6 protein-coding genes and 1 riboswitch are annotated in these 9923 nt (G+C 34.9%); of the genes, 1 reads left to right on the forward strand and 5 read right to left on the reverse strand.

Going from position 1 to position 9923, the window contains the following annotated elements; genetic code table 11:
* Positions 1 to 54 precede the first annotated feature (54 nt).
* The 5 genes from HGC4_RS18165 to HGC4_RS18185 form a co-directional block, all read right to left on the reverse strand.
* Complete coding sequence (locus HGC4_RS18165; RefSeq protein WP_050711559.1) at positions 55 to 1791, reverse strand: hypothetical protein; 1737 nt, start codon at positions 1789 to 1791, stop codon at positions 55 to 57.
* Between the two features lie 142 nt (positions 1792 to 1933).
* Positions 1934 to 2152, reverse strand: coding sequence for a cysteine-rich CWC family protein (locus HGC4_RS18520; protein WP_082204239.1), 219 nt, complete (start codon positions 2150 to 2152; stop codon positions 1934 to 1936).
* A 160-nt stretch (positions 2153 to 2312) separates the two neighbouring features.
* Positions 2313 to 2581, reverse strand: a riboswitch (cobalamin riboswitch).
* Between the two features lie 363 nt (positions 2582 to 2944).
* Entirely contained in the window at positions 2945 to 4717 is a 1773-nt protein-coding gene (locus tag HGC4_RS18175; protein ID WP_050711561.1) for a TonB-dependent receptor, read from the reverse strand.
* Between the two features lie 85 nt (positions 4718 to 4802).
* The gene (locus HGC4_RS18180; protein ID WP_050711562.1) at positions 4803 to 7808 is read right to left on the reverse strand and encodes a tetratricopeptide repeat protein; all 3006 of its coding nucleotides are present in this window, start codon (positions 7806 to 7808) and stop codon (positions 4803 to 4805) included.
* Positions 7805 to 8338 (reverse strand): NUDIX hydrolase, encoded by a 534-nt coding sequence (locus tag HGC4_RS18185; RefSeq protein WP_050711563.1) that lies wholly within the window; start codon positions 8336 to 8338, stop codon positions 7805 to 7807. The genes HGC4_RS18180 and HGC4_RS18185 overlap by 4 nt, the downstream gene beginning before the upstream one ends.
* Before the next feature lie 336 nt (positions 8339 to 8674).
* On the opposite strand from HGC4_RS18185, the gene HGC4_RS18190 reads away from it, so the two are divergent.
* Positions 8675 to 9118, forward strand: a complete 444-nt coding sequence (locus HGC4_RS18190; RefSeq protein ID WP_082204240.1) for a cysteine peptidase family C39 domain-containing protein — start codon at positions 8675 to 8677, stop codon at positions 9116 to 9118.
* The last annotated feature ends 805 nt before the right edge of the window (positions 9119 to 9923 follow it).

Here is a 9923-nt window from a genome sequence, read left to right on the forward strand (position 1 = left end):
ACAAAGGAGATATTGTTAATAAGGCTTAGTATACTTTATAGTAAACCACAACCTTTAGTCATTTATAAGACTGAACAATTCTTCTGCCGCTAAACGGGGTCCTTCTTTTGTTCTGCCCTCTATAGCCAGAGATGTATGGATCTCTCCGATCTTAACACCGTTTTCGTTCATTTTACTAAAGTACTGACGTACCAACTTCTCGGCAAGCTCTCTTTCTTGAACAGGTCCGAATGGATTTGCAAAATAAGATTTTACTAAGCCTACTTCTGTTGTTGTACCTTTAGCCTTTCTAGCTCCATCCTCAAATACTTGAATAGCCTGATCAAGGTTATCCATGAATTTAATTTTCTGATCGGTTTCAGTATAATTGTTGGCGTAAAGCATATAATCTACTTTATATCCTTTAGAAATAACTTCGTAGGTTGAAACGGGAATAGTTACACGAGCATTCACTTTATCGGGATTGGTATATATTCCACGATCTAATTGTTGGTAAGCATACGAAGGATCTAAATCATCTACACGAACAAATGCTCCTATTTCAGTACCGTATCCTTTTACCGAACCGTCAGCTTCTATATTCAGATATCCCATATCATCGAAAATGATGCGCATGTGTCTAATATATTTTTCATTCAGGTTACGGAATGCTTCCAAACTCTCAGATTTTCCTGCACCACTATCACCCATGATGATAATGTTTGATTCTTTTCCGTTTTTCAGTGCAATGTTTACCATCGCTCCGTGTATTGGTAAACGACCCAACTCCATTTGTTTCACATTGTGAAGAGTTAGGAGCATTTTTTTCATATAGCCAAAATAGTCGATATCGTCGCAATAGTTTGCATATCCGATAAGAATGTCATTCTGTTTGTCTTTATAATAGAATGTGCGTTTTTCTTCATGCCCATCAGCATAACCGAATACGTAGATCATATCGGGCTTTTTACCAATATAGCTGCTTGGTGTTGCCAATTCGAATAGATTAGACAAACCTAAGCCATGATCGATAAAGTCTTTGTGGAAATAGACGAAAGTAAGCATATTACCTACCCAAGCAGGGAATACAAACCATTCGTCATCATTCAAAGAAATGTTTGCTATGGGGTTCGAAGAATGTTCGTGGAATATTCCGTCACGAGTATTTCTTTTAGTGTATGTAATCAATGGTGGTTGAAATATCACAGTGCTTATAAATGGTACTGCTGATAGTCCTTTGTATTCGATTGGGCAATTCCATGATACTTCGTCATTAAGAATAAGTCCAGCATTAGCACCTGCAATTAACTGGCGATATACTCTGTGTTGAAATCCCATAACGGTCTCTTCAATGCGGCGATAAGTCGCAAGAATAAGATCGTTGAATTGAGAGTTTGCCTGAGTAAATCTAACATCTTGCAAACCTTCTCCAAGGCTTGAATTGCGAACAACTGAGATGCGGTCTAAGCGTCTCCAATATGAATATAATAATTCGATAAGTTCAATGAAAAGGTCTTTGTCAGCAAAGCAAACCGAATATCTGTTGTCTACTTTTACTATTTCGTTCTCGTCACAAACTGTAAGGAACTTGAATACTTGTACAAGTGATTGAGCAAATTCGTCATCGTTATTATTAAAGTACTTGATATAATAGTCATATATAATGACATTGTCTTTCTTTAATACTTGAATAAATGAGTCGATTACTTTCTTGAAACCATAACTATTCAAAAGTTTCTGACGGTTATCACAATATTTCAGCGAGAAGTTAATCATCGCTTTTCCTCGACTGATTGTAAATTCGTTTAGCATTGTTTATTCGGTTTTGTTTATAATTTTAGTTATTAGAATCTATTTTGATAATCCTGTTTTGATATTTTCTTCAACAAAAATCTAATTTCAAATTTAATCATTTTACTTGTATTAGAAGAATTGATAAAAGACTTATTTTGGTTTACTTACTGATTGCTTTATTCTTTGCCTTTTCTTCATGTGATTTCTCAAATTGATCATTTAGATCTTTAAGACAATCAAAGCATAAACAGTTTCCATAAGTTGTCTTAATGTATTGTCTGACACCCTCTGCTAGGTTGATTCTTGAACAATTACACAATTCAATTTTATCTACTCTACAGGTAAAGTTTATTGAACAGCAAGGGCATATTTTATCCATCCTTTGTATTTAATGTTTCTACAAGTTTTTCTCTATGGTCAGATTATTTGAAAGATCTGATCATGTCTTTGTTGATAGCTTTTTTCTAAAGCATCTTTGTCTTTTTTAGTTTCTATCATTGTTGTAATGATATGTCGCATCAACTCTATTTCCCGAGAGTTTCTTGCTCGTGTTTTTTGGCAGGTCTTCTGACTTACTTCATTTCTAAACATCCTTCCCATCTTTTTAGTCAGCATTTATCAGGTCTCAGTTATCAACAAGTTTGTTGTTTACTGTTTTTGCTTACTATTCGGACAGTGGCTAGAGTATTGTTTAGAAACTCTTAATGAAGCTTACAGCAGCGGGTCTGTTCCAGATTTACACCGGATTCCCTTTTCATTACTCTATCTGCGATTGTGATAGAATAACACCAAAATCAGTGTAAAGATAATAAAATGTATGATTGATGCTACACTCAGAAACAAAAAAATCTTCCCTTAATGAAGGAAAGATTTTTTGTTCCAAGAATGTGCCTATAGGAGAAGGAGAGTCCTATATTAAATTGAGATATTATGGATTGTGTTTTCCTGGCACTTTTTTTAGACTTACTGTTAGTAATTGATATTCGTTATATGTATGTGTATGAAAAACCTCGTTCTTAAGTGCAAAGAACGGCATAAAGACTTGATAGGGGTATAACCAAAATCTCTTTTTTTTCTTAGAATTGATCCTTTTTTTCCTATTCTCTGTCAATAGAGAACGCCCATACCTACAATCGTAGATATGGGCGTTTGTCTGTTATGAGATTTATTCTTAGAATTTTAGGCTTATACCTCCAAGAGCATTAATGCCTTGATTGGTATAACCGTATTGTCTTTCGTATTTTTGATTCATTACGTTGTTTGCTCTTACAAAGAATGATAACCAATCTAATATATTATAAGTTCCTTTAATATTCAGTTCGTTAATGTTATCCATTTTGGAAGAAGCTTCGCTTACATACATTTTGCGTCCACCTTCGAATATATAATTAACTGATAGTGTAAGATTATCAATGAATGAAAAATCTGCATTAAAGTCGAAAGTTAAAGATGGTAATCCCCAAGCTTCTTTCTTTTCAGGTGCATTATCTGTTAAAGTATATTTGCTGAGGTTGTAAAAATGTGTAGTTGCTTTCAACGAAAGATCGGTATAAGGGATTAACTTAGTTTTTAATGCTCCACCGAAATGACCTTCGCCCAGATTAGCATACAACATATCTGAAACATTACCCCATGATGCAGCATCGTATGGTACAAATAAATGATCGTCTTTAGTATATTTATATCCTCCGAAGATATCAAATTCAAGACCGCTTACGATTCCTGATCTAACTCCGATCTGAGCATCATATAATGTTTGAGAAATAAATACACGAGATGTAGGATTTATATATCTATTCTCCCTATTCATTTCTACAAAGTTATTGTCGTTAATACCACCACCTACATTAAAGTACAATAAACTCTTCTCGTTGAAGTTCCAAGATGTTTTGATGGAGGGAGCAACTACAAATTTGTTCTCTATATCTGAAGCCCAATTAATATTGACCCCGAGTGATAGTTTGAAGTCTCCGCCATCAATACTATAATATGGTCTGGCTTTGAATATAGTCAGATTATGAAACGGATCTGTGTCTAACAAAGGCAAAAAGTCGATATTGCTAAACGATTGAAAGAAAACACCTCCTTCAACACCTGCTTTATGATCTGTTTGAACTGGTGCTGCAATATTGACCATCGCATCGAATATGCTTCCTGATACACCATCATAGTTTGTATCATAGCCATATTTAGATGTGAAGTTGTTGTATTTTACATTTGCAGAATAATACATTGCATTGCTATGTTCAGTTGATGTAATTCCTGTTTCAGCCTCAATAACATTTACTCCTTGGTTATGCTTCATAAGTCCTTCATGAAAAGAAGCATTTTCGCCTAATATATTACTAAATACATATGGATTACCATAGTAATTAAAAGTATTGTTGAAAAATGAGCCATTCAAGTGCCATGTTAATGATTCAAATTTGTGGCTATACTTAGCTTTTATCAGGTTCTCCATGTTTTTGGCTTTCGCTTCATCAAGATAAGAACTCGGGTTTAGGTATTTAATCTTACCATCGGTAGAATTGTGAGTCGCAAAAAGATCGAATTGATCGTTCTCTGAATCTACAATTCTATATCCGGCTGCACCATCTAAGTTAGAGTACATCCCAGCTCCGAATAGAAAGTATCCTCTGTGTTTGCTAAAAGGAATGTCTGTTTTTATATCTCCCGAACCGGTATCTCCGATGGGATGAGAGGTGATACTGGTATTAGGAATACTATTTTCAAATTTTATATCATATTGCTTCTTTGCCGGTTCGTGAAGAGCCGGAAGCGTATTGATTTTTGAAGCATCCTGTATCGTGGGAGTGTATTCTCTTTCGAGAGATACCTGACGGTTTAGGGTTGTATCTTTAGCCGCGGTTTGAGCTGCAATGTTTACTGATGCAACGCTTAGTCCCAATGTGCTAATAAATAAAGTTTTATATAATGTATTCATTATCTTTTAATTTAAGTATAGTAAATATTTTACTGCTTTATAGTTGTATCTTATACTCGAATAAAGCAATGCAAAGGTCTACGCCTTATTTATTTAATTGAGTTAAACGATCATTTATCATTGTAGCAATATCCGCTTCGTTTCCGGTATAATTAGCCTTCAAGCTTTCAAGGTATTGCTTCGCTTGGAATTTATCTCCTTTTGCAAGATAGGTATCCGACAATACAATGATAGATTGTGCCATCCAGTAAGCGTGAGGTGTTCCTTGTTTCATCAATGCAAGAACTTGTTGCTCTGCTTTGTCGTAGTTACCGTTTTTAAGGTATGTTTTAGCCAGCAGGTATTGAGCTTCGGCTCCATATACACTACGAGTATCGCTTGCTGCTTTTTGAAGATCGTCTATAGCCTTATTGGTCTCTCCTGTATTGAGATATGCTTTAGCTCTGTAAAGGCGTGCTTCACTTACTACTTCGGGTGATGTTTTTCCTTGAGATAATAAAGCTGTTGCAACAGTAATTACTTCTACATCTTTATTTAGGCTATTGGCTACTTTAAGCATGCCCAACTGAGCTGTACTCTTATCATCGGCACTGGTGGCTGTGCGCATCATTTCTTTATACGCATTGTATGCCGCTTGATTGTTGCCTTTGCTTAATTGTATTTCTCCAACAAGAGCGAGTGCTTTATTCAGATTTTTAGAATTGCCCGAATTGATGGTGTTGTTGAATGCCTGAAGTGCAGTGTCGTAATCCTTCTTGTTGTAGGCTATTGCTCCAATATAATAATGTGCATCTCCTGCAAACTGACCTTGTGGATAAGCTTGTAAGTACTTATTCATTGCATTAGCTGCTTCTCCTGCATGACCTTTCATGTATATGTTTTCGGCAGCAAGGTAAGACAAAGAGTCTTGACGACTGGCAGTAATTATAATACCATTTCCTAAAGAGTTTGCAAAGCTGGCATATGAACTAATGTCATTGATGTCACGATAAATACCCTCGAGACTTTGTATGGCGATACGGGCTTCTTCTGAGTTCTTATGATTTTGTACCACTTGTTTATAAGCGTCTATTGCTTTTTGTGGATTATTGGTATTGTAATAAGACTGACCCAATTGTACGCCTGCTTGTGGTGCAACATTCGAATTGGGGTAATCGTTTAATATTCTAGTCAGAATTGGAATTGCATCCGCCTCACGATTTAGCATGATCAAAGCACGACTCTTCTCGTACATTGCATCATCATAGTATTGCGAGTCTGGATATTTTCTCATCATCACATCCAATGCAGCAATCTTGCCGTTATAGTTGTGTTGTAAACCTAGTACAAATGCTTTTTGGAAATCTGCATATTCTGCACTTTGAGGATTGTTGATGGAAGCTTGTGAGTATGCATTTTCTGCTTCAATAAAATTGCGGTTAAACAAATGTGTATCTCCAATACGATTCCAAGCATCAGAATAAGTCAATAGCTGCCTGTTTCTTTCTTGTGATGTATATTGTTTAAAGTAATTTAAAGCATTAGAATATTGTTTTAAATTGAAGTATGTATAACCAAGATTGTACAGTGCATTAGTATAGTTATCGTCCGAAGCATTACATACCGAAAGATATGTTTGATAATCTTTTATTGCTGCCGGATAATTATTCTCACGATAATATGTCTCGCCACGCCAGAAGTACGATTCGTTTTTAGACTTAACGTCATAGTTCCCTAAATTGATTGAAGCGTTGAAACGTTGAATTGCCTGATCGTAATTTCCATCGATAAAATCTTGTGCTCCAAGTTGAAACAGAATAGTCTGCTTAGTCTCAATTATTTGTCTTCCCGGATTACGCATTTTGTCGATAACCGCAAGCGCAGCCTGATAGTTCTTGGTTGAAAGTAAAGTTGCAGCTAATTGGTTGTTTATCTCATTTGCATATTTCGAGTTAGGGTATTCGTTTAAGAAACGTTGTAATACTGTAATCGATTGGTCAAAAACAGACAATGATGTTTTATGAACCAACATTGCGTAATTGTATAATGCTACTTCGCTAATGGAAGGGTCGAATTGTACACGCGATGCTGCATCAAAAGCCATTAAAGCATTTGCATTGTTATTTACTTTTAAATAGTTTTGTCCCAATAGCATATAAGCAGTTTGTCCAAGCTTGTCTTCTGTTGAGGCTGCAAACTGTAAAGCTTTTATTGCATTCTGATAATCTCCTATCTGTGTATATGCAGTTCCTAGTTGTAGCATATCTTCTGCAAATGGTTTAGATTCGGATGCCAGATATTGCTCGTAATTCGAAATAGATTCATTTATATTGCCTTGTCTGTAATAAGAATTGCCCAGAATACGATGTATTTCGGCAGAGTTTTTATTATTCGGGTATGTATTCAGATAATTATGTCCTGCATTGATTGCTTCATTTAGGTTGTTTTTCAAGAACAGTCCTTGTGTTATAAAGAATAACGATTGTTCTTTATATTCGGGGCTATTTTTTAGGCGTTCAAATGTTGCAAGAGCATCATCATATTTACCTTCTTGAAAATCGATATATGCTTTGTAGTAAGTTGCAGGTTCATAATATTTATTGCTGTTGCGTGCTAATAGCTCAAATTGATTGGCTGCAACAGATCTTTTGCCTTCTTGAAGATTGGCAAAGGCAGAGCGGAAGGTGTAATCTTCTTGCTCTTTTGTTGCTAAATAGGCAACGTCAGCCTGTTCGAACCAATATAGAGCTTTAGACCAGTCTTTTTCGTTGAAGTAAGACGATCCTATGTAGAAGCAAATATCATTTCTATGATAAGATTCAGGGTATGTGTCCAAATATTCACGTAGGATATTGACCGCATTCGGCTTGCCTGTAAAATAAGATGCAGCTGCAATCATGTAATCAGCTTCCAACTCGGCATTCTTATCTTTAGATAGCCTTTTAAACTCAGTAAGAGTATTTTGAGCCCCTACGAAATTATTGTCCAAAAACATCTCTTTGCCTTGTAGAAACAAACGTTCGGGCAATTCATTATTTATTCCCTTTTGGGCATAAGTTAACTGTAGGGTAGATGCTATTCCTATCCCTGTAATAAGTAGTATTTTCTTCATAAATTCATCATTTGTATTTTTTCGATCCCATGTTTAACAGAGCGTAGCCCAAATAAAGAGGGATTTAAATCGGATAACGGTAAAAACTTAAGTGCAGCCACATCATCGTTAGCGGCAAATTTAGCATTGCTGTCTACTTTGCACAAGAAGAATAGGTCGGTTGTCTCAACCTCAAAGTCAGAATACATATATAGATTCGGCAGAGAGAATAAATATTGAACAGAAGATACATCTAGTCCAGTCTCCTCTTTTACTTCTCTGATAACGGCCTCTTCTGCAGTTTCCTGCATGTCTACAAAGCCCCCTGGAAGATCATAGGTTCCTTTTGCCGGTTCATGAGCTCGCGTAGCTACCAGTATTTCATCTTTCTCATTGATGATGACGGCTACTGTTGCAGATGAGGGGTTGAAGTAATAGATGAATCCGCAGTCCTGACAACGTTTAGATTTGAAGTTGTTGTCGACGAAGTGGTTCGATCCACATTTGGGACAGTATTTGAATTGATAAAGAGGATGTTTTCTTTCTAACATAAAACTTCTGTATTAAACTTCTATATAACACTGTGTACAAATATAGCTATTTATAAGATACATGTTTTATGTATAGTTATTGTTTGCAATAAAATTAACGCATGCCTAAAGCTTAATTATTGTTTCTGTTTGTTAATGTATGTCGTTTTTGGCTTTCTAAAAGTGCGATTATGTTCGTAAATCACTTTTTTCTATGTTAAATATATAAAATATGGCTCGGTTTTGCCTAAACATAAGAAAAGATGACAAAAAGGTTATAGCATTACTTGGAAATTTATTGTTTCTTTGTAATAAAGTTGGTTGTTTGAATATAAATTGTTAAAATACATTTCTGTTATGAATGTACGTAGTACCTACATGGTGAATCTCGTGTCAACATACCTTTCGTTATGCAATGTTGTGCATAATAGAAAAGTGATTGGCGTTCAGCTAGATTTTGAGCAAAAAGATTCTTCCATTCTCGCAATATCCAATATTTTAAAAGATTATGATTTGAGTTGTAAAACTTATTACTCTGATTTTGAAACTCTAAGAAAAGATAAGCGTAAAGGAATACTTCATCTGAGAATCGATGGAGGTCGTTATGTTGTGCTGAAGAGCTTAGGGACTGAGGGTAATGTCGTTTTTTACGACCCTGTAATCAATAAAAATATTGAAATTTCGAAGTTTGCATTTCAAAAATTGTGGAGCAGCATCGTAATATATTCCGATGTAATGCCCTCTGCAAATGAGAATGAGGCGAGTAAGGAAAGAATCACTAGAAAAAGTGTACAAGACTAATTTCTTAGTAGTTTAGGAAATGTCTTTAATGCTTCTCTAAGGTAGTTTGTGTGAAATAAAGAGGGGGAAGAGTTGAAATTTTATCATATTTTAAATGTGTTTGTTCTATAAGATTTTTATAAAGCATAATTTCTGTTGACTTATTGTAGTTGTTTTCTTCTCTTATATTACTATGATGCTGTGTTTTTACATTTGTAACTACAAAGCGTGATAGAACTGTCCGTTAGAGAAGCTGTTATCTCCTTCTAATCAAGAATGTGTTGTTTATCTGAGAGTTAAATGTAGCGGAAAGTGTTTAACTTTTCGATTCGCGCACATGCTCCGAGCACTTTTCTTGTAAGATATTTTGTTTTCATATTGTCTAATTAGAGCTGAAAATGCATATACAGTTTTTGTATATCACTGTTAAAAAAAACAGATGATTATGTCTTAGTCGTGAGTCATAATAAAGCTGTAATACACAATGCGAGCTCGTAAATGATGAGTTTCTTAATTTAAGTAAGCTCACTGTATATACTGAAACTTTCATTTAACTGTTGTCTAAAAAAGATAATGATTAAATGAAAGTTTCAGTTTTTTATTTCTATCCCTCTCGTTTTTTAACTAATCTCATTTTTTTACAAAGAGAATAAGGAAGATAAAATTAGAAAAAAGTTATAATCGCAAACTTATATCTGATTTGTTGTAATATCCTAGATGTGAAACTTGCAATATTCAGATATATTGTTGTTTAAATTGATATGTGCAATCTTTATTAACGATTAGTTCTTGTTCCTCTTCTATTAATAGAGATCGTGATGTAAAA

The sequence above is a fragment of the Dysgonomonas sp. HGC4 genome (genome assembly GCF_001261715.1).
GTDB lineage: Bacteria > Bacteroidota > Bacteroidia > Bacteroidales > Dysgonomonadaceae > Dysgonomonas_A.

Coding starts and splice junctions, on each gene's coding strand:
- HGC4_RS18165 (WP_050711559.1), bottom strand. CDS start 1,791: ATGCTAAACGAATTTACAATCAGTCGAGGAAAAGCGATGATTAACTTC.
- HGC4_RS18520 (WP_082204239.1), bottom strand. CDS start 2,152: ATGGATAAAATATGCCCTTGCTGTTCAATAAACTTTACCTGTAGAGTA.
- HGC4_RS18175 (WP_050711561.1), bottom strand. CDS start 4,717: ATGAATACATTATATAAAACTTTATTTATTAGCACATTGGGACTAAGC.
- HGC4_RS18180 (WP_050711562.1), bottom strand. CDS start 7,808: ATGAAGAAAATACTACTTATTACAGGGATAGGAATAGCATCTACCCTA.
- HGC4_RS18185 (WP_050711563.1), bottom strand. CDS start 8,338: ATGTTAGAAAGAAAACATCCTCTTTATCAATTCAAATACTGTCCCAAA.
- HGC4_RS18190 (WP_082204240.1), top strand. CDS start 8,675: ATGAATGTACGTAGTACCTACATGGTGAATCTCGTGTCAACATACCTT.